This window comes from Acetobacterium carbinolicum (assembly GCF_047456275.1).
Classification (GTDB): domain Bacteria; phylum Bacillota; class Clostridia; order Eubacteriales; family Eubacteriaceae; genus Acetobacterium; species Acetobacterium carbinolicum.
Genome location: NZ_CP173357.1, coordinates 1865241 through 1885364 on the forward strand (window position 1 = coordinate 1865241; position 20124 = coordinate 1885364).

Annotated in this window: 24 protein-coding genes and 1 pseudogene; 23 read left to right on the plus strand and 2 right to left on the minus strand. The window is 45.8% G+C overall.

Going from position 1 to position 20124, the window contains the following annotated elements; translation table 11 throughout:
* Positions 1 to 9: 9 nt before the first annotated feature.
* Entirely contained in the window at positions 10 to 885 is an 876-nt protein-coding gene (locus ACIZ62_RS08535) for a hypothetical protein (protein ID WP_286945782.1), read from the minus strand.
* Positions 886 to 1380: 495 nt separating this feature from the next.
* Between ACIZ62_RS08535 and ACIZ62_RS08540 the strand changes: the two genes are divergently transcribed.
* The 16 genes and pseudogenes from ACIZ62_RS08540 to ACIZ62_RS08615 all read left to right on the plus strand — a co-directional run bounded on the left by ACIZ62_RS08540 (position 1381) and on the right by ACIZ62_RS08615 (position 14317).
* Entirely contained in the window at positions 1381 to 1869 is a 489-nt protein-coding gene (locus tag ACIZ62_RS08540; RefSeq protein ID WP_414151719.1) for an RNA polymerase sigma factor, read from the plus strand.
* A gap of 80 nt (positions 1870 to 1949) precedes the next feature.
* Positions 1950 to 2171, plus strand: coding sequence for a hypothetical protein (locus ACIZ62_RS08545; protein ID WP_286945786.1), 222 nt, complete (start codon positions 1950 to 1952; stop codon positions 2169 to 2171).
* On the plus strand, positions 2146 to 2472 hold the full coding sequence (locus ACIZ62_RS08550) for an rRNA biogenesis protein rrp5 (protein WP_286945788.1): 327 nt from the start codon (positions 2146 to 2148) through the stop codon (positions 2470 to 2472). The genes ACIZ62_RS08545 and ACIZ62_RS08550 overlap by 26 nt, the downstream gene beginning before the upstream one ends.
* Positions 2472 to 3638, plus strand: a complete 1167-nt coding sequence (locus ACIZ62_RS08555) for a DUF2800 domain-containing protein (RefSeq protein ID WP_414151720.1) — start codon at positions 2472 to 2474, stop codon at positions 3636 to 3638. Before ACIZ62_RS08550 ends, ACIZ62_RS08555 begins: the two co-directional genes overlap by 1 nt.
* A 10-nt stretch (positions 3639 to 3648) precedes the next feature.
* Entirely contained in the window at positions 3649 to 4218 is a 570-nt protein-coding gene (locus tag ACIZ62_RS08560) for a DUF2815 family protein (RefSeq protein ID WP_414151721.1), read from the plus strand.
* A 66-nt stretch (positions 4219 to 4284) separates the two neighbouring features.
* Positions 4285 to 4425 carry a hypothetical protein gene (locus tag ACIZ62_RS08565; protein ID WP_414151722.1) on the plus strand — a complete coding sequence of 47 codons (141 nt, stop codon included), beginning with the start codon at positions 4285 to 4287 and terminating at the stop codon, positions 4423 to 4425.
* A 72-nt stretch (positions 4426 to 4497) separates the two neighbouring features.
* Positions 4498 to 7407, plus strand: coding sequence for a DNA polymerase (locus tag ACIZ62_RS08570; RefSeq protein WP_414151723.1), 2910 nt, complete (start codon positions 4498 to 4500; stop codon positions 7405 to 7407).
* Between the two features lie 96 nt (positions 7408 to 7503).
* Positions 7504 to 8268 (plus strand): phage antirepressor KilAC domain-containing protein, encoded by a 765-nt coding sequence (locus ACIZ62_RS08575; RefSeq protein ID WP_414151724.1) that lies wholly within the window; start codon positions 7504 to 7506, stop codon positions 8266 to 8268.
* Positions 8261 to 8509: a hypothetical protein gene (locus ACIZ62_RS08580; protein ID WP_414151725.1), complete on the plus strand. Its 249-nt coding sequence runs from the start codon at positions 8261 to 8263 to the stop codon at positions 8507 to 8509. The genes ACIZ62_RS08575 and ACIZ62_RS08580 overlap by 8 nt, the downstream gene beginning before the upstream one ends.
* Positions 8496 to 8933, plus strand: a complete 438-nt coding sequence (locus tag ACIZ62_RS08585; protein WP_414151726.1) for a DUF4406 domain-containing protein — start codon at positions 8496 to 8498, stop codon at positions 8931 to 8933. The genes ACIZ62_RS08580 and ACIZ62_RS08585 overlap by 14 nt, the downstream gene beginning before the upstream one ends.
* Positions 8926 to 11286 (plus strand): VapE domain-containing protein, encoded by a 2361-nt coding sequence (locus ACIZ62_RS08590; protein WP_414151727.1) that lies wholly within the window; start codon positions 8926 to 8928, stop codon positions 11284 to 11286. Before ACIZ62_RS08585 ends, ACIZ62_RS08590 begins: the two co-directional genes overlap by 8 nt.
* A 169-nt stretch (positions 11287 to 11455) precedes the next feature.
* Complete coding sequence (locus ACIZ62_RS08595; protein WP_414151728.1) at positions 11456 to 11728, plus strand: VRR-NUC domain-containing protein; 273 nt, start codon at positions 11456 to 11458, stop codon at positions 11726 to 11728.
* Between the two features lie 33 nt (positions 11729 to 11761).
* Positions 11762 to 13115, plus strand: a pseudogene (locus tag ACIZ62_RS08600) (SNF2-related protein).
* A 45-nt stretch (positions 13116 to 13160) separates the two neighbouring features.
* A complete protein-coding gene (locus ACIZ62_RS08605) occupies positions 13161 to 13427 on the plus strand; it encodes a hypothetical protein (protein WP_414151729.1) in 267 nt (88 codons plus the stop codon).
* A 1-nt stretch (position 13428) separates the two neighbouring features.
* Positions 13429 to 13845 carry a hypothetical protein gene (locus ACIZ62_RS08610; RefSeq protein ID WP_414151730.1) on the plus strand — a complete coding sequence of 139 codons (417 nt, stop codon included), beginning with the start codon at positions 13429 to 13431 and terminating at the stop codon, positions 13843 to 13845.
* A 118-nt stretch (positions 13846 to 13963) separates the two neighbouring features.
* Positions 13964 to 14317 carry an HNH endonuclease gene (locus ACIZ62_RS08615; RefSeq protein WP_414151731.1) on the plus strand — a complete coding sequence of 118 codons (354 nt, stop codon included), beginning with the start codon at positions 13964 to 13966 and terminating at the stop codon, positions 14315 to 14317.
* A gap of 194 nt (positions 14318 to 14511) precedes the next feature.
* On the opposite strand, the gene ACIZ62_RS08620 is transcribed toward ACIZ62_RS08615, so the two are convergent.
* Positions 14512 to 14925: a hypothetical protein gene (locus ACIZ62_RS08620; RefSeq protein WP_414151732.1), complete on the minus strand. Its 414-nt coding sequence runs from the start codon at positions 14923 to 14925 to the stop codon at positions 14512 to 14514.
* A gap of 195 nt (positions 14926 to 15120) precedes the next feature.
* On the opposite strand from ACIZ62_RS08620, the gene ACIZ62_RS08625 reads away from it, so the two are divergent.
* The 7 genes from ACIZ62_RS08625 to ACIZ62_RS08655 all read left to right on the plus strand — a co-directional run bounded on the left by ACIZ62_RS08625 (position 15121) and on the right by ACIZ62_RS08655 (position 20023).
* On the plus strand, positions 15121 to 15663 hold the full coding sequence (locus tag ACIZ62_RS08625; RefSeq protein WP_414151733.1) for a P27 family phage terminase small subunit: 543 nt from the start codon (positions 15121 to 15123) through the stop codon (positions 15661 to 15663).
* 92 nt (positions 15664 to 15755) lie between these two features.
* Positions 15756 to 16994, plus strand: coding sequence for a site-specific DNA-methyltransferase (locus ACIZ62_RS08630; RefSeq protein ID WP_414151734.1), 1239 nt, complete (start codon positions 15756 to 15758; stop codon positions 16992 to 16994).
* A 91-nt stretch (positions 16995 to 17085) separates the two neighbouring features.
* Positions 17086 to 17289, plus strand: coding sequence for a hypothetical protein (locus tag ACIZ62_RS08635; RefSeq protein WP_414151735.1), 204 nt, complete (start codon positions 17086 to 17088; stop codon positions 17287 to 17289).
* Positions 17286 to 17825 carry a DUF4314 domain-containing protein gene (locus ACIZ62_RS08640; RefSeq protein WP_414151736.1) on the plus strand — a complete coding sequence of 180 codons (540 nt, stop codon included), beginning with the start codon at positions 17286 to 17288 and terminating at the stop codon, positions 17823 to 17825. The genes ACIZ62_RS08635 and ACIZ62_RS08640 overlap by 4 nt, the downstream gene beginning before the upstream one ends.
* 6 nt (positions 17826 to 17831) lie before the next feature.
* The gene (locus tag ACIZ62_RS08645) at positions 17832 to 18542 is read left to right on the plus strand and encodes a virulence protein (protein ID WP_414151737.1); all 711 of its coding nucleotides are present in this window, start codon (positions 17832 to 17834) and stop codon (positions 18540 to 18542) included.
* Between the two features lie 100 nt (positions 18543 to 18642).
* Positions 18643 to 19542 carry an amidoligase family protein gene (locus ACIZ62_RS08650; RefSeq protein ID WP_414151738.1) on the plus strand — a complete coding sequence of 300 codons (900 nt, stop codon included), beginning with the start codon at positions 18643 to 18645 and terminating at the stop codon, positions 19540 to 19542.
* A gap of 31 nt (positions 19543 to 19573) precedes the next feature.
* Positions 19574 to 20023, plus strand: a complete 450-nt coding sequence (locus tag ACIZ62_RS08655) for a gamma-glutamylcyclotransferase family protein (protein WP_414151739.1) — start codon at positions 19574 to 19576, stop codon at positions 20021 to 20023.
* Positions 20024 to 20124: the final 101 nt, after the last annotated feature.

Sequence of the window (20124 nt, forward strand, 5' to 3'; positions counted from 1 at the left end):
TTACTCCCATCATATTTTCAGATTTTCTACATAATCAATATGAATATTATTCTCCCCGTATTGATTCACAACGGTGGGGTTATTGATATACTGATTTACAATTTTTGTAGAGGAAGTGTCGGCTCTTTCATCGTCAATCGCATCCATATCTGGAGTTGAAAAATCGGTTTGAGTCTGTTGCGTATCTGCAACAGGCTCTTTTTCTTTTTGCAGATTAGTGACTGAGATACGGCGTTCAATGTCTGAAATAATGCCGTCATCAAAGGTGCCTACTAAATAGGTATCACGGGTAGGGTAAAAGGCATCATAAGTGGGTTTGCCGTGTTTGTTTTTGGTGGGCCTAGTAATTAGATAATGTAGGACACCAAGCAGGAAAGGCTGTAATTCAAAGGCAGTACAATTAATGATCTCAGCCTTGGTCATGGCAATTTCATTTTTATAAATGTAGAATACATCAGAGTCTGCGATTGAGGAATCTTTTTCGATTACAGCCAGCAGTGATTTAACAAGCCAGACCATGCGCCCGGGATTCTCAGAAAAAATACATGAGTCTGTAAGATCAATCATTCGATTAAGGACAGAAATGTACCTGTTCTTAAAGCTATCATCGAAACCAAAAATAACAGGAGTTTGATCGAATGGTACATTTTTACCACCATTAATCAGACAATTTCTGTACTCGGATACAGATTTTCTAAAAGGACCTCTGGTTGAATCAGGGAGTATTCCGGTTACAACGCGTATCAAGTTTGCCATCAGTACAGGATCTGAAATTCCATTATATCGATTATTTACCTTATCACTAGCAGTACCCTCGTATTTTACCTGTATCAACAAGGCAAAAAAAATGCCACCGCAAAGGTAAGGTACAGAGTCGTTAGCCATATGCTCCCTCGTTTCTGTTATCAGTAAGCAAAGTAACTGAAGTAAGCGACAGTAACTATTGCAAGTAACTTAAGTAACTATAAATTAATCCTTAGAGAAGAAAAACCTCTGAGGATTTTTTATTTTATCGAATGAAAAAGTGTAAATTGACACATTTTAGATACTATTATATCACAAAAAAATAAAAAAATTCGAAACTACAGAAATTTACACTCGAAATGATAATAAATAGTTCGACAAGTTAAATTTTGTCTTGAACGAAAAAATCCGGAGAATTAGTCTTCTCATAAAAATTATCTCAAAGCCTGAGATGCGCATTAAGGCGGCGGGATACATCAAGAGTCTTGAACACAGCTTAGCTGTGGACAAGCTACTGATGTACCCACCGTTCTTTACTATGCCATTTTTAGGTATCAGAGTCGGTGCGTACCAGTGCACCGGCTCTTCTTGTATCCTTGTCGCCCAACCATCCAGGGGAAAGGCAAGGAAACTTTAATGAGAAAGTTTAAAACCCCAGAGAAGAATCGGCCAAGCTACACCTATTACCCAGCCGGAGGGATGAAAATTGAAATAAACCCCGGCGAAAATGGAGTGACCAATGCACTGATTAATATGCTCCACGATTGGGATGATCAGGAAGTCGATGCGAAACGCAGAGAAGACTACCATGCTCCAGTCCATCTCGAATCATACCAGGTGGCAAGTGATGAAGACGTTGCCGACCACAATCCATATCTGATTGACCCGGAACCCAACCCGCTGGCATGCCTTATTCAGTCAATTGACGCTGATGAGCACGAAGATCGTTTGTCAAAACTAAGATCAGCGATTGATACCCTGCAGCCGCAGCAAAAATCCTTAATCCAAAAAGTTTTTTATGAAGGACGCACCTACGTGGATATTGCAGCCGAGGAATGTGTCAGTGAAGCGGCGATTCGAAATAGACTTAAAAAGATATTTAACAATCTCCGCAAAAAAATCTAAAAAAGGGGGGTTCGAATCCCCCCAGATTTTCGCATATGGACAGAGGAATGAAAACATTCCCGGAAAGGAGCGACAAAATAATGAGTTTGAAACACAAGGTGTCAATTAGTATTGCACAACCTGACGGTAGAACTTCTTCCGTTATTAAAAGTGGGTCCATGCAGGTTCGCAACAAATTGCTGACATTTTTGTTTGGCGAAAAAGTAAATGTGCTGGTACTCACTCCCGGAGACTCTGTTGAAACGGTGGAAATCCATCAGATTGGAGGTAAAGGCCATGAGTCGAACAAAACTACTGCTTGACGTTATTTCCGATGTCCGATCCCTGGCTGACAGCCTGCAGGCAGTTGCTGATGCGATGCTGGAAAATGAGCCAGTTGAAGTGGCAAGTCAAACTGTTCCTGCGGAAGAACCGATCGTTGCGAAGCTTGAAGAAGCGGCAGAAATCAAACTGGAAGATGTGAGAGCTGTACTTGCTGATAAATCCCGCATGGGCCATACTGCATCGGTAAGAGAACTGCTGACGAAGTACGGGGCATCCAAGCTGTCGGAGATCGATCCGGAAAAATATCCGGCACTGCTAAAAGATGCGGAGATGTGGTAATGAAAAAGCAGCAAGTGATTATTGGCAAAGGGACACAAACTGTTGAACGGAGCCATGCCTTATTATCAGCTTCATCAAGCCATCGCTGGATCCGATGCCCGCCATCTGCCAGACTCTGTGAAAATTTCGAAGATAAGGGCAGCGACTATGCAAAACAGGGAAGCGAAGCTCACAGCCTTTGCCAGTTTAAACTGGAAGCGATGCTTGGCATGGAAACAACAGATCCATCGGGAGATCTTTCTTTTTACGATGAGGAGATGGAAAACTGTGCCGAAAATTATGCCCTCTATGTGATGGAGCAGGTGGCTAAAGCCAAAGAAACCTGTGCTGATCCGGTGGTATTAATTGAACAACGATTGGATTTTAGCAGGTGGGTTAAGGCTGGATTCGGCACTGGAGACTGTGTCATTATTGCTGATGGTACACTGTCCGTAATTGACTATAAGCACGGGAAAGGAATCCTGGTGGAAGCCGAGAAAAATCCACAAATGCTTTGTTATTCACTTGGGGCAGTTGAGATGCTTGATGGCATCTATGATATTGAAACCATCAATATGACAATTTACCAACCAAGACGGGAAAATATCAGCACCTATACGTTATCGAAAGCCGAGCTGCTGCAGTGGGCCGATGATGTTCTTGCCCCAGCAGCCCAGCTTGCCTATGCAGGCGACGGGGAATTTGAATCTGGAGAACACTGCTATTTCTGTAAGGCAAAAGCGACCTGCAGAAAACGTGCCGAATACAACCTGGAACTGGCCCGTTATGATTTTGAGAAGCCTGCCACCCTGGAAGATGAAGAAATTGAAGCCATTCTTCTCAAAGTGGATGATCTGGTGTCCTGGGCATCGGACATCAAGGCATTTGCCCTACAAGCTGCAATTTCCGGTAAAGAATGGGCAGGCTGGAAACTGGTCGAAGGCCGAGCCAACCGCAAATATATCGATGAAACAGCGGTTGCGGATGCTGTTGTTGCAGCTGGGGTTAACCCCTATGAACAGAAACTGCTGGGTATAACCGCAATGACATCGATACTTGGCAAGAAACGATTTGAAGAAGTCCTCGGTCAGCTCATCTGCCGACCCCAGGGCAAACCAACACTCGTGCCGGAGAGCGACAAGCGACCGGCAATGAATACAGCCAAAAATGATTTTATAGAAGAATAGGAGAAAACTTATGTCAAATGTAAAAAATGCAAATCCCATGAAGGTAATTACTGGACCCGACACCCGTTGGAGTTATGCGAACGTCTGGGAACCAAAATCCATTAATGGCGGCACACCGAAGTACAGTGTCAGCCTCATCATTCCGAAGACAGATACAAAAACCGTGACAAAAATTAAAGCCGCGATCGAAGCAGCTTACAAGGAAGGTGAAGCTAAGCTCAAGGGAAGCGGCAGAAGCGTTCCGGCATTAGCAGTGTTAAAAACGCCACTTCGAGACGGCGATACTGAAAGACCCGATGATCCTGCCTATGATAACTGCTATTTCCTCAATGCCAACAGTACCACTGCTCCCGGCATCGTGGATGCTGATCGCCAGGAAATCATCGACCGATCTGAAGTCTACAGTGGCGTTTATGGCCGGGCCAGTATTAACTTTTATGCCTTCAATACCAATGGAAATAAAGGCATTGCCTGCAACTTGAACAACCTGCAAAAGATCAAAGATGGAGAAAATCTTGGCGGAAAAGCACGAGCTGAGGATGATTTCGCAACCGAAGACGATGATGACTTCCTGGCCTAAAACGGATAAATACTTAGTATGGTGAGAATTGGTCAACAGAGAAAAATTTAGAAAGCAGGTAAAACAATGGTTAATCAGATTTTAACAGTTCTATTCATGGGACTCGCCGCTATTTATATGAGTGGTAGCGCCTATATGTTTCTAACCTTTATTCGTGACGATATCCGTTCCGAACGAAAAAAGAAGAAAGAACAGCAAAACCAGTAGCAAAAAACATCACCGGGCGGCAATGGGATTAATCCCAGCCGCCTTTGTTTATAAAAGGACGGAGATTTGGAAATGAAAAATTTATCAATTGATATTGAGTCGTTCTCTGATGTGGACTTGTCAAAAGCGGGGGTCTACAAATATTCAGAGACACCTAATTTTGACATTCTGCTTTTCGGCTATGCGATAGATGGCGGCGAGGCCCAGGTGGTCGATCTGGCCAGTGGTGAAGCGATACCCCCAGAAGTGATTGCGGCTCTAGTGGATGATACCGTGATCAAATGGGCCTTCAATAGTCAGTTCGAGCGGGTCTGCCTGTCGGTGTGGCTGAGACGGAATTATCCCCATGATTTTTGTAGTTACAGTATTGCATCCGATTCGGTCAGCGGTTATCTGGATCCGTCGGCATGGCGATGTACGATGATCTGGTCAGCATATATGGGGCTGCCGCTGTCGCTGGAAGGGGTTGGTGCGGTGCTGAATCTGGAAGATCAGAAGCTGACGGAAGGAAAAGATCTGATAAGGTATTTCTGCATGCCGTGTAAAAGTACCAAAGCAAATAGTGGTCGTATACGCAATTTACCGGAACATGATCAAGAAAAATGGAAACGATTTTCGAACTATAATCGGCGTGACGTTGAGGTAGAGATAGCCATTCAGAAAAAACTGGCTAAGACCCCTGTGCCTGATTTTGTCTGGGATGAGTATCATCTTGACCAGGAAATCAATGACCGGGGTATTACCCTTGATATGACCTTTGTCAAACAGGCGATTGCCATTGATCAGACTTCACGAAAAGAACTGATAACACAGATGCAGGCACTTACCAATCTGGATAACCCCAATTCAGTCCAGCAAATGAAAAATTGGCTGGTTGATAACGGTTTGGAAACCGATACACTTGGAAAAAAAGCGGTCGCTGAAATGTTAAAAACGGCTCCGGAACACCTGGCAGAAGTGCTTTCGCTGCGTCAGCAATTGGCTAAATCCTCGGTGAAAAAATATCAGGCCATGCACCATGCGGTTTGTGAGGATGGCCGGGTTCGCGGAACCTTTCAATTCTATGGGGCTAACCGGACGGGCCGATGGGCGGGCCGCCTGATCCAGTTGCAGAATCTTCCCCAAAATCACATCCCCGATTTGGAACAGGCTCGAGCCCTGGTTCGAAGCGGAAATGAGGATGCGCTTTCAATGCTTTATCATTCAGTGCCGGAAGTACTATCAGAACTGATTCGGACGGCCTTTATTCCACGAGATGGCATGAAGTTTATTGTTGCCGATTTCTCAGCGATTGAAGCAAGAGTTCTATCCTGGCTGGCGGGTGAAAGCTGGCGGATGGATGTTTTTGCAGAAAACGGAGACATCTATTGTGCAACAGCAGGAAAAATGTTTCACTGCAATGTGGTCAAACATGGAGAAAATAGTGATCTCCGGCAGAAAGGGAAGCAAGCCGAGTTAGCCTGTATTGCAGAAGGGCAACTTGTCTTAACGAATGATGGTCTGGTGCCGATCGAAAAGATTTTAATCGATCATAAACTTTGGGATGGTAAAAACTGGGTGAGTCATGAAGGCATTGTTTTTAAAGGGGAAAGAGAGGTCATAACCTATGACGGTCTTACAGCAACCGCAGACCACCTCGTGTGGGTTGAGGGGCAATCGCAGCCGATACAATTTGGAATCGCCGCCGTCAGCGGCGCACATCTCATACAAACCGGATATGGTGGGACAGCAATTCGGTTGGGTGAAGATTATTTCATCCGAGAAACGATGGAACAAAAAAATGAATCATTGTTATGTGCTGACCCAGTGTACCGGCTGCGGAAGCATTCAGTGGCAGCTGTATTGCAGTTTAAAAAGCGGGAAATCGAAAGGATGTCAAAGTTGTTCTCAGCCAAGGCAGATTCCGCTCTGGTTGGATCGAAGACTTGCGGCAGCAAAACAACGTTGCGAAAATCCAAACGATGGAGGTTATCACAATTACGGTGCGAGAGGAATAAAATTCGCTTTTACAAGTGTTACCAAAGCCGGTCTTTATTTAATAAAAACTTTTGGCTTGCCACCAAAAGAGCTAGAAATCGACCGGATCAACAACAATCTGGATTATGCACCAGGCAATCTTCGTTTTGTAACACATTTGGAAAACAACAGAAACAAAAGATGTACGGTGCTCAGTCATTTTTCTCAGGAATATTGGCCTTATGTAAGAAATGTGGTTGTTCGCAAATTATCGGTGGGATTAAGCAGGGACGAAATAATCCAGGATGCCGAAACAGCAGTATTCGAAAAAAGAAAAAATTGGAGATTAATCAGTGCAAGGCTCGACTTTATGACATACGAAATGCCGGACCACATCACCGTTTTACCGTATCGGGGAAACTCGTCCACAACTGTGGGTATGGCGGATCAGTAGGCGCTCTAAAGGCCATGGGAGCGTTGGAATCTGGGATGCAGGAAAATGAGCTGAAACCTCTGGTGGATGCCTGGCGTCAGGCCAATCCCAACATCGTCCGTTTCTGGTGGGCGGTGGATCGAGCGGTTAAAGAATGTATCAAACAAAAAATACCAACAGAAACCCACGGTATTTACTTTTCTTATCAGAGTGGATTTTTGTTTATCACCCTTCCTTCCGGCAGAAAACTGGCTTATGTAAAACCCCGGATTGGGGAGAACCGTTTTGGCGGGGAATCGGTGACCTATGAAGGGGTGGGTGGCACAAAGAAGTGGGAGCGGATTGAGAGTTATGGGCCAAAGTTTGTTGAGAATATCGTCCAGGCAATCAGCCGGGATATTTTGGCCGAAGCGATGAAAAGACTCCGATATTGTTTTATTGTGGCCCATGTCCATGATGAAATTATTATTGAGGCGGATATGCGTATGTCTCTTTTAGCCATCTGTGAGCAAATGGCAACAACACCGACCTGGGCTAAGGGACTGCTGCTCCATGCCGAGGGTTATGAATGCAGTTTTTATAAAAAAGATTAATATTTCTTAATCATGGGGGTTCGATTGATGCGGATTCTTCGCTTATAGGCAGAGGTGATGATACCTCTGTCTATTCTATTTCAGGAGGTAATTCGGATGAACGAATTAGTCAAAATCAGTTTTGACAGTGAGCGGCCCACAGTAAACGGCCGGGATTTACATCAGACACTACAGGTGAAAACACCCTATGATAAGTGGTTTCCAAGAATGTGTCACTATGGTTTTGTCGAGGGTTCAGACTTTTCGACATTTTTGTCGGAAAGTAATGGTGGAAGACCTGCCATCGAACATCAGCTGACACTGGATATGGCCAAAGAAATCTGTATGATTCAGCGCAGTGCAATTGGCAGGAAATGTCGCCAGTATTTCCTGGAACTGGAAAAAGCCTGGAATAGTCCGGAAGCGATTATGGCAAGAGCATTACAGTTTGCCGATTCCCAGCTGGCGCTGATGCGATCACAAAATACAGAGTTGGCGGATACCGTAGCCATTCAGAATCAGCAGATTATCGAGATGAAGCCGAAAGTCAGTTACTATGATGTGGTTTTAAACTGCAAAGATCTTATCACAATATCTGTTATTGCCAAAGACTTTGGTAAGTCTGCCAGATGGATGAACCGCTATCTTCACGACAAAAAAGTTCAGTTCAAACAGGGCGAAATCTGGCTGTTGTATCAGAAATATGCTGAAAAAGGCTACACCAGCACGAAAACTCACAATTACGCAGGGGCAGATGGGGAACAGCACATCAAGCCCCACACCTATTGGACCCAAAAGGGACGATTATTCATCTATGATCTGTTGAAAGCAGACGGTATCATCCCACTGATTGAACAGGAAATGGAGGAAGCTGATGAATAAAGAATCAATTAATCAGGCGGGGACGAATAGTGCGGCTGATCTAAACGAATTGCTCGTTTGGCTGTTACCGTTAAAGCTGACGAAATCGGCAGAGCTTGAAGCGACGATGGTCAGAGGCTTTGTCGATGAGAATGGCCAGCTGTGGCTTGAAAACGATGAGTTGGGCATTTTTTCAGTTGAGTTTTTAATGGCACTTGTGATGGCAGAAAATTTAAGAGGTGATTGCGATGAGCATCAGTAAGAAAAACGGCGAGGGCTATTATGATCCAACTGCCTATGACGCACTGACCAACGTGGAGAAACAAGAAAAAGCTAAAAAGAAAGCCGACTATAAACCGCTGATTTACGTCTGTTCGCCGTACTCCGGAGATGTGGATCAAAATGTCAAGAACGCCCGACAATTTTGCCGCTTTGCGCTGGAGCGAAATTGCATTCCCTTGGCTCCACATCTACTGTTTCCGCAATTTATGGATGATGACAATCCGGCAGAACGGGAGATGGCAATGTTTATGAATTATGTGCTGCTGGGCAAGTGCGACGAATTGTGGGTGTTTGGAAGTCAGGTATCCAAGGGTATGGAACTGGAGATTGCGGTGGCTACAAAACGAAACCAGAAGATCAGATGGTTTGGTCGGAAAGCGAAGGGAGGACAGCGGAATGCGTGAGTTGCCAATCGCATACGGCAACAGCTGCTATGCGAAGAAATGGTCAAACAAGAAAATTAACTTTGATGATTTATGCCAAAGACTTAAACACACCGTTCGCACCCCGGAAACGGTGGAAGAATATCCGAAACTCCCGAAAACTGAACGGGATCGTACTAAGGACAAGGGCGGTTTTGTCGGTGGCAGCCTGAAAAACGGCAGCCGCAAGCGGGATTCGGTGGCCTGCCGGTCGATGCTGACTCATGACGCCGACCATGCGGATAGAGACTTTATTGAACGTTTTGAGATGCTGTGCAAGTATACCGCCTGTCTTTATACCACCCATGGTCATACCCCAGAAGCACCAAGAATCCGGATTATTATTCCCATGACCCGTGATGTAACGCCAGATGAATACACGGCCATTGCCAGATATTTTGCCGAAGAGTGGAACATGGACTGTTTTGATGAATGTTCATATCGGCCCCATCAGCTGATGTATTGGCCCACCACCCCTTCAAACGGGGAGTACATTTTTAAACGCATTGACGGGGAGTGGCTTGATCCGGACAAATTTCTCAGCATCCACCCCAACTGGCGTGACTGTTCGCTATTGCCAACCTCTTCACGGGAAAGCAGGGCCTCCGATCACAAGCAGCGTCGCCAGCAGGATCCGCTTGAAAAAGCCGGTGTAGTGGGAGCCTTCTGCCGGGCTTATGGCATCCAGGATGCGATTGAGACATTTCTTAGCGATGTTTATGAAGCGTCAGCGGTGCCGGGTCGGTATGATTATATTCCGGCTGACAGCAGTGCCGGGGTAGTGGTGTACGATGATAAATTTGCTTATTCCCATCACAGTACCGATCCAGCCAGCGAAAAAGAACTGAATGCCTTTGATTTGGTGCGAGTTCATAAATTCAGTGATGCAGATGAAAAGAAGTCCTTTAGTTTAATGGCTGATTTTGCGGTAGCCGATGATGCGGTAAAATCGGAACTATCAAAAGCGCGGGAAGCGTTACTGGAGGAAGATTTTGCCGATACGGATGACTGGACAACCCGATTAAAATATCAGCCCAAAAGCAGTGTGCTGGATAATAGCGTCTGGAATGAAGTGCTAATTCTCAATAATGACCCTGATTTTTCGAATTTTGCATTTAATGAAATGGCCAATAGGATCCAGATTACCGGAGCTGTTCCATGGGATCGACCAAGCGGCAATCCATTCTGGAGAGATGCAGATACAGCGCAGCTAAAAGCTTTAATCGATGTACGTTATGTTTCGTTTTCAAGCAGAAACCACGATGTCAGTTTTGTGAAGGTTGCCGATGATCGCCATTTTCACCCCATCCGTGATTACCTTAATAAACTCCCGGAATGGGATGGAACTAAACGATTGGAGAATCTGCTGATCCGCTATTTCGATGCAGCAGACACCCCATATATCCGGGCAGTTACCCGCAAGACATTTGCAGGGGCGGTGGCGAGAATCTATAAACCCGGCACAAAATTTGACTGCATTCCTGTCCTCGACGGCGACCAGGGGATTGGCAAAAGCACCTTCTTTAAAGATCTGGTTGGTGAAGAATATTATTCGGATACGCTGTCACTCACCGATATGAATGATAAATCCGGCGCAGAAAAACTGCAGGGCTTCTGGATTGTCGAAATTGGCGAACTGGCCGGAATGAAAAAAGCAGACATTGAAAGAGTCAAAGCCTTCCTTTCGACAACCGATGACAAGTATCGGCCCAGCTATGGTAGAACCGTGGAGAGCCATCCAAGGCAGTGTATTATTATCGCATCCGTCAACGGAGAGCGTGGCTATCTGCGTGATATTACCGGCAATCGCCGTTTCTGGGTGGTGAAGTGCAACCGTAAAGAGCAGATCAAGACCTGGAATTTCTCAGAAGTCGAACGGGACCAGATCTGGTCTGAGGCAAAGCACTATTATCAAAGCGGCGAGAAACTGTTTCTTGAGGGCGAGATGCTTCGTGCTTCTGAAGAAGCCCAGCGTGATGCCATGGAAGTGGACGAGCGCCAGGGCATGGTTGAGGAATACCTGGATACGCTGCTACCAGAAAGCTGGGAAAGCATGGATGCGTATGCCCGCAGAAATTATCTGGCCGAAACGAACGCACCAACAAGCCCGCTAGGAACGGTGGAACGAACGACTGTCAGCAATGCAGAAATTTGGTGCGAATGCTTCGGGCGGGGTCTTTCTGATCTGAAACCATCCGATTCCTATGCGATAGCGGCGTTGATGGCAAAGGTGGATGGCTGGGTAAAAACCGGAAAAGTCAGGAAGCGTCCCATCTACGGCAAGCAGCGCCTTTATGAAAGAAGTTGTTGTCAGTTGGAAAACGCCGATAAATAGAGGGTTTGATGGTGATAAGCAACAACTGTAACAACTATATCCCTTATATTAGTTATTGGCTTTAAGCAATAGGGAATAGGTTTCTTGTGCCCGCATACGCCCGCGTAGAAATTATAGGAAATGGTGTTGCCAGTTGTTGCTTGTTGCTGAAAAAAGAAGGATGGAATGTATGAGAGAAAAAACAATCGAACGAAAATTGGCAGTAACTGTAAAAAAGATGGGCGGTATCTGCCCGAAGTTTGTATCTCCGGGTTTAGATGGAATGCCGGATCGGTTGGTGCTTTTACCCGGTGGGAGACTGGCATTTGTCGAAGTGAAGGCTCCCGGTAAAAAATCACGGCCATTGCAGATGGTAAGGCATGAGTTGTTAAAACGTCTGGGCTTTGCAGTTTATGTTCTGGACGATGTGGAAAAAATTGGAGAGATGCTTGATGGTATCTGAAACAGAACTAAAAAAGATTGGAGGTGATGCCACATGAAGTTCATCCCACATGATTATCAAAAGTATGCGATTGAGTATGTTGAAAACCATGAAATTACAGCCCTGCTGTTGGATATGGGCTTGGGTTGACAAAACCGTTATTACGCTGACAGCCGTTAGTAATCTTTTATTTGACAGCTTTGACGTTCATAAAGTTCTGGTAATTGCCCCGCTGCGGGTAGCCAGAAATACATGGTCATCAGAAATTAAAAAATGGGAGCATCTCCATAGACTGATTATATCGGTTGCAGTGGGTACTGCGACAGAGCGTAAAGCAGCATTATCCAGACAGGCTGATATTTATATTATCAACCGTGAAAATGTGCAGTGGCTAATTGAAAAGAGTGGTGTTCCCTTTAAATTTGATATGCTGGTGGTAGATGAATTGTCGTCATTCAAGAACCATCAGTCAAAGCGGTTTCGAGCCTTGATGAAAGCTAGACCGAAAGTTAAACGTGTGGTTGGTCTAACCGGAACGCCAAGCTCTAACGGCCTGATTGATTTGTGGGCAGAGTTTAGACTGCTTGATCTGGGAGAACGTCTCGGCAGGTTCATCGGCCAGTATCGCACCAGCTATTTTAAGCCAGACAAGCGTAATGGTCAGGTCATTTTTTCATATAAACCGCTACCCGGTGCCGAAGAAGCGATCTATTCCAGAATAGCCGATATTACAATCTCCATGAAATCGACGGATCATCTAATAATGCCAGAGCTGGTTTCATCCCAATATGAAGTGCAGCTCTCTGATGACGAATGGATCCGGTACAATGAGCTGAAACGGGATTTGATCTTGCAGCTCCCGGATGGCGATGTGACTGCAGCCAACGCTGCTTCACTTACTGGAAAGCTCTGCCAGCTGGCCAATGGAGCCATTTATTCTGATAGCGGCGACACCATCGAATTCCACGACAGGAAGCTGGACGCATTAGAGGATTTAATCGAAGCAGCCAATGAAAAGCCGGTACTGGTGGCCTACTGGTTTAAGCATGACCTCCAGCGCATCAAAAAGCGTTTCACTGTCAGGGAGATCAAATCCAGCCAGGACATTGCTGATTGGAACGCCGAAAAAATTCCGGTAGCCGTTATTCACCCGGCTTCAGCTGGTCACGGACTAAACCTACAGACCGGTGGATCAACCCTAATCTGGTTTGGGCTGACCTGGTCGCTTGAGCTATACCAGCAAACCAACGCCCGCCTATGGCGTCAGGGACAAAGCAGCAAAACCGTGATCATCATGCACCTTATCACAAAAGGCACCATCGACGAGCAGATATTAAAATCACTATCCGAAAAGAACCTTACACAGCAATCGCTGATAGATGCAGTGAAAGCTGATTTGAAGATATGAGACAATCGATGACAATCCGAGGAAAAATATTTCGGGGGTACGACTATGGAATCCTATGAAAGTTTAGTCAATGCGATTATTATACAGGCAGTTAAAGACTACCGAAAAGCAATTCGATTTTTGAAGCATCATCCACACACACCAGAGCTTGATAACGATCCTCAACAAAATACGCTGCGAGATAAAGTTATCAAAAATGAGAATGAACGAGATGCTGCTGAGCGCTTCTTTCGGTCTGGATGGTTTGAGATGCTCTCCTCCCTGGATGGCGAGGTTCTGTTAAAAAAGGTTTGTGAAATGGAGGAGGGCTGAGATGACCGCTTTGGATTTTTTAAGCCAAGCTTACCGGTTGGATCTTCGCATCGACAGTAAACTGGAACAGATTAATTCTTTAAATGAACTGGCGACAAAATGCACCGCTACCATCAGCGATATGCCCCGCAGCCCCAACCAGAGCATTTCTTCGATGGCGGATACGGTTGCAAAAATCGTTGATCTTCAAATAGAAATTGACCATGATATCCATCAGTTGATCGACATTAAGCGGCGGATTGTTGCCAGCATTAAAGCTGTGGACAATAAGGAATTTCAGACTTTGCTTGAGCTTCGATTCCTTTGCGGTTGTACCTGGGAGGAAATAGCCATCAAGATGGGCTTTAGCATCCAGCACACCTATCGAATGCGTGATCGAGCTTTGAAGAAAATCGTCGTCAACGAAAGTGGAGAGTAAATGAGAGTTGATGTTAATACCCAATGTGGTATAATGGTATTGTGAAAAAAGTAGGCACAGGCCACCACGGGAGAAATCTCATGGTGGCTTTTCTTATGCCCAAAACGAGGTGAATATTATGCCTAGAAAACCCAAGTGCCCCTGCAGCTACCCCAATTGTAAAGAATTAACCAACGGCCGGTTCTGTGAGGAGCACCAGAAATTATCGGAGCAACACTACAATAAGTATCAGCGTGACCCTGAGACCCGGAAACGTTACGGTTGGTCATGGAAGCGCATCCGAGATCGTTACATTAGAAACAATTCCCTTTGTGAGATGTGTTTAAAAAAAGGAAAGCTGACCCCAGCCCAGGAAGTTCATCATATCAAACCGTTGTCAAAGGGTGGTACTCACGATGAAAAGAACCTGATGGCTTTGTGCAGCAGCTGTCACTCTACCATCACCGCTCGAGAAGGTGGCCGGTGGGGGTAGTCAAATCGCTAAAACGTGTTGCAAATGCAACGGGTAGGGGGCCACGCGTGAAAAGTCGCGATTTCAAGAGGCCGTATAGGAAAAATAATAGAAAGGACGGTGTGTTTTATGGCCAACGGTCACGGTGGTTCCCGAGTCGGATCTAGAAAAAAAAGTAAGCAAGGAGCAGATTCCTTGCTTACTTCGATACAAAACTATTTTTGTTTTTCAAGACGGACTGTAGTTGTTGTTCCCATGAGACTGGCCGAGTAGCTGAGTTGATCATTTTCATAAGTCATTGTTTTAGTTTCATCTTCGGAAGCTAACAAAGCTTTATCTGTTTGGCTATGGTCATTTACTGAATCCCAAGTATAAGGTTCGTCAGTTGTTGTTGGGGCAATATAGGTTCCTGCCCAGTACAAGGATTTAGTATCTCCACCATTTGATACCCAGTTTATGGTTATTGTTTCTCCTTCAATAGTAGCTGCTTGCCAACTATCATTTGAACCGCTATTTACTTGTTTCCATTCACCTGTAAGGTTTGCTGGTTCTTTTGAAGCCGCAGGAGAACAAGCAGATAAACAAAAGAACATACTGATGACCATGATTAAAGATAAAAGTTTTTTCATAGAATTATACCTCTTTCTATTTATTCTCATCTCATTATAGTTTTAAATCCACATATTAACAATAAGATTTAGAAAATATAGTTGATATAAAAGTGGAAAAGACTAAACTGTGATTTTAATAAAAAAAGAGTTAAATGCAAGAGTTTGAATTTCAAAAATGCATGTGTTAAAAATAGGAAAGGACGGTGTGCTTCGATGGCCAACGGTCACGGCGGTTCCCGAGTCGGAGCCGGAAAAAAGAAAAAAGCATTAGTGGATAAACTGATGGATGGTAACCCTGGTAAACGAAAGCTTACAGTATTAGATTTTTCTGACCCCGCTAAGCTGGAAGGCCAGGATATGCCACCACCGAAAGAATATCTCAGCGCTACCCAGAAAAATGGCAAGCCACTGATGGCGGCTGACGTTTATGAAATTACCTGGCAATGGCTGGCCGAACGTGGTTGCTCTCAGCAGGTGTCTGCTCAATTAATCGAGCAGTACGCCATGGCAGTATCCCGTTGGATCCAGTGTGAAGAATCGATTACCGAGTTTGGTTTTCTGGCTAAGCACCCCACCACTGGGAATGCCATCCCGTCACCCTTTGTGGCGATGTCGCAAAGCTTCATGAAACTCTCAAACAACCTCTGGTATCAGATCTATCAGGTGGTCAAAGAAAACTGCGCCCAGGAATTTAAAGGCAGTAACCCTCACGATGATGTGATGGAACGGCTGCTGACTGCTAGACGAGGTGAGTAAGCCATTGGTTTATTTTTTCTAAAGCATTCTGACTTTCGGGCACCCGAAGGTAAATACACAAAAGATTCCGTTTTGAAAGGAGAAAATGTCTATTGGATATACAAAAAATATCGGTGAAGAAAATCAAACATGCTAAATACAATCCCAGGAAGAATCTCAAGCCCGGCGATGCCGAGTATGAAAAGCTCAAACGGTCCATTAAAGAATTCGGCTATGTCGAGCCCGTTATCTGGAACAAACAGACCGGTAACATCGTCGGGGGTCACCAGCGGTTTAAGGTGTTGACACAGCTGGGCGAAAAAGAAGTAGACTGTGTAGTTGTTGATATGGATGAAGAAAAAGAAAAAGCATTAAATGTTGCGCTTAATAAGGTCTCAGGAGATTGGGACATGCCGCAATTAACAGATCTGCTAAAGGATCTTGATGATAGCGGTTTTGATCTTTCCCTGACTGGTTTTGATCTGGCTGAAATCAATGAGCTCTTTGGCGAGCCCGATGCCAAGGAGGATGACTTTGATCCGGACCAGGCTTTGGATGAGATTACCACCCCGATGACCCAACCTGGAGATGTCTGGTTGCTGGGAAAACACCGACTGATCTGTGGGGATTCCACAGTTAAGGCGGATATGGATACCCTGATGGATGGTCAACTGGCTGATCTCGTTCTAACGGACCCGCCTTATAACGTCGACTACCAGGGCGGCACCAAGGAAAAACTCAAGATTCAAAATGACAAGCTTGGCGATGCGGCCTTCCTGGAGTTTTTAACGGCTGCCTTTGAGCGGATGTTTGAACAGTCGAAAAAAGGCGCTCCCATCTATGTTTTCCATGCTGACAGTGAGGGTTACAATTTCAGAACCGCCTTCAAAGAAGCCGGCTATGTCTTGCGGCAATGCCTGGTCTGGGTGAAGAACTCCCTGGTCATGGGCCGTCAAGACTACCAATGGCAGCACGAACCGGTTCTTTACGGCTGGAAAGATGGCGCTGGCCACGCCTGGTACGGGGATCGGAAGCAAACAACCCTGGTGCGGTTTGACAAGCCCCTGCGAAATGGCGAGCACCCCACCATGAAGCCAGTCGGTCTCTGTGGCTATTTTATCGGTAACTCCAGTAAAGAAGGCGACATTGTTCTGGACTCTTTCGGCGGCAGCGGCAGTACCCTGATTGCCTGCGAGCAGATGGGTCGGGTTTGTTACACCTCTGAACTGGATCCCAGATACTGCGATGTGATTGTCAAACGCTATGCCGAAACCATTGGTTCTGAAGATGGAATTTCGGTTATCCGTAATGGTAAGACGATTCCTTATTCCGGGCTTTTTCCAGTCGAATAAACCCATCAACTTTGTCAATTACGACTTGCTTATTAGCACCTTTTGAGTGATATATGGACACAACAAAACTACATTTAAAGGAGAAAAAATCATGAAAAAAGGTACATTGCTGGTTTCAGGTAAGAAAACCTACCAGATTGTCGGACTCAACGGTAGAGACCTGGTCCTTGTGGAGACAAGCGGAAATTATGACCAAGTGCTAATCTACGGCCCCGAAGAACTGTGGTCATTGATCGAAGAAAATCGCTTTGAACTGGTTGTGCAAGGTAAAAAGAAAAACGGTGGCAAAAAATGAAACCTCAAAATTTAACACATGTCAAAAAAGGTGACCGGGTCAGACTCATATCGATGAATGACCCTTACTCGGATCTAGGGGAAGGCGCAACCGGTACGGTGGACTGTATTGATGATATTGGCACCATTCATGTTTTGTGGGATGGTGGAAGCAGGCTGGGTTTAGTTCCCGGTGTTGATCGCTGGAAGGTGATCGAAAGCCGCACCGAAGATGAAATACAAACCGGCAAAGCCTATTTCATCAGAAAACCACTAAATCTCGAAGACTTGAAAGGAACCATTGGTTACGGCTATGGTCACGAGTATGTCATTGAAGAAACGGTGACCCTTTCACTAGAAAGTTTCAAACATTTTTCAGAAAACCTGCTTGAAGATTTTGATTTTATCAGTGAACGAAAACACATGATGTGCGTCGATAAAGCAGCGGTTTGGCACAGTATTTTAGTTCAATCAGAGGAACCCGGAATCGGAATTCTGGTGGAATGCGAAGGCTACGATTATGCCAGATATGCGGCACTTTTGCCAGAAAGTTGGTGAAAAGCAATGACGATGAACTACCAATTTACAGACTGTGACCGAAAGACTTTAGTGGCAGCCATTGGAGAAATCCTTGAGATTCAGCCCGTCTACCAAGGGGTACCATCCTTTGCCTACACCATTGGCGACTTTGTGGTGGATAAACAAGGGACTCTGATTGTTGTTGAAGCGACTCCCGAAACGGTGGTTGATACCTTACTGGAAAGCCTGAAGTTGAGAGGATTCACTTTTGAACAAGAAGCAAGCCAAACCGAACCCGAAACCGAAACCGAAAACCAAATCCAAACAGAAACCAAAAACGAGGACATCCTCACCATTGAAATGCCCAAGGAAGGCTTCACCGATGAAGCCATGATAAACCTTGAAAACCTGTTAAAAGGAAAAGGAGAGCTGATTAAAAAAGCCCTTGGCATCGAAGCGCTACCGCTTGTGCAGTCTGACGAAACCATCTCATTCCACTGGTTTAAAGCGGATGCTGATCCTGAAGTCATCCAGGCCTACACCCAGTTTATTGTCGCCATTTGCGAGATGGCCAAAACACAAAAGCGCATCGCGGCCACAGCAAAAACTGTCGACAATGAAAAGTACGCCTTCCGCTGCTTTCTGCTGCGATTGGGGTTTATTGGAGAAGACTACAAAACCACCCGCAAGATTCTATTATCAAAGCTGTCAGGCAGTGCGGCCTTTAAAAGTGGTAAAAAAGCAGACGCTGAGTAATTCTTTTGTGTTTCTTCCGAATTGACTTGCTATTAATGTCGTTTAGAGTGATATATGTACATGCAAACGGAACAAATACACTTTAAAGGAGTACGAAACGATGTTAACAGCAAACTTCGGAATCGAGATTGAGTTCACCGGGATTACCAGAGAAAAGGCTGCTGAGGTGGCCGCCAGCTTCCTAAACGGAACCTACGCAGAAGGCGGGACCTACTACGACACCAAAAAGATCACTGCCCCGGATGGTCGGGTGTGGAAGTTCATGAGCGACGGCAGCATCAACTGCCAACGCAAATCAGGGGGACGAAGAGTCGCCGCTGGCAGAGAATACAGTGTCGAGCTGGTCAGCCCGATTCTTTCCTACGGGGAGGACATTAAGACCCTGCAGGAGTTGGTACGGCTGCTCAGACGCGCCGGAGCCTTTACCAACAGCTCCTGCGGCATCCACATCCATCTGGATGGCAAAGACCACTCACCCCGCAGCATTAAAAACTTCATCAACATCATCGCCAGCAAGAACGACCTTTTCTACAAAGCCCTGGAGATTGCGCCCCAGCGGATGAGCTACTGCAAGAAGATGGACGGCATCCTGATTGAAAAACTGAAAAAGCAGAAGCCCACCACCATGGCAGAAATTGAGGATATCTGGTACGACGGCTACAACGAAAGCCGCCGGATTCACTACCACAACAGCCGCTACCATTTCCTGAACCTGCACAGCTTTTTTACCGGCCACCACACGGTCGAGTTACGGGGCTTCAACAGTATCCTCCACGCCGGCAAAATCAGAAGCTACATTGTTTTAGCCCTGGCCATCAACAACCAGGCCTTAACCCAAAAGTGTGCTTCTGCCAAGAAGCCCCAGGTTGAAAATGAAAAGTTTGCCATGCGCACCTACTTAAACCGCATCGGCTTTATCGGCAGCGAGTTTGCCAACTGCCGCGAGCACTTGACCGCCGCCCTGACCGGCTCGGCAGCATGGCGGTATGGGGTGGCATGAGCTGCCCCCGGTTCAAAAGGAGGAAAAAGACATGAAGACTAAACTGTATCTGGCCTATGGCTCAAACTTAAATCTGGCCCAAATGGCCAAACGTTGCCCCACCGCTCGGGTGGTCGAGTCCATCACCATTGATGGATACCAACTGCTGTTTAAAGGCCCCCACGATGGCGCTGTGGCGACTATTGAACCCCAACAAGGCAGCCGGGTGCCAGTGCTGGTCTGGGAAATCACCCCCGAAGATGAAGCCGCCCTGGACCACTACGAAGGCTGGCCGATTCTTTATCGAAAAGAAACCATCACCGTCCGCATCGGCAAAAAGCTGACCAAAGCCATGATCTATATCATGAACGAGAACCGACCCTTGGGGCTGCCAAGCTGTTACTACTACAGCGTCATTCTGGAAGGCTATAAAGCCGCCGGGTTTGATGTTGACATCCTACGGCAGGCGGTTAGCGATTCAACCGAAGCTGCTATTGGATAGTAAAACTTAATAGAATATCAAATTCTAAAGCATCTCTTACAGGGGTGCTTTTTTGTTGGTCATTTTAAAATACACAATCATCAATGACCGGCAAGGAAAGG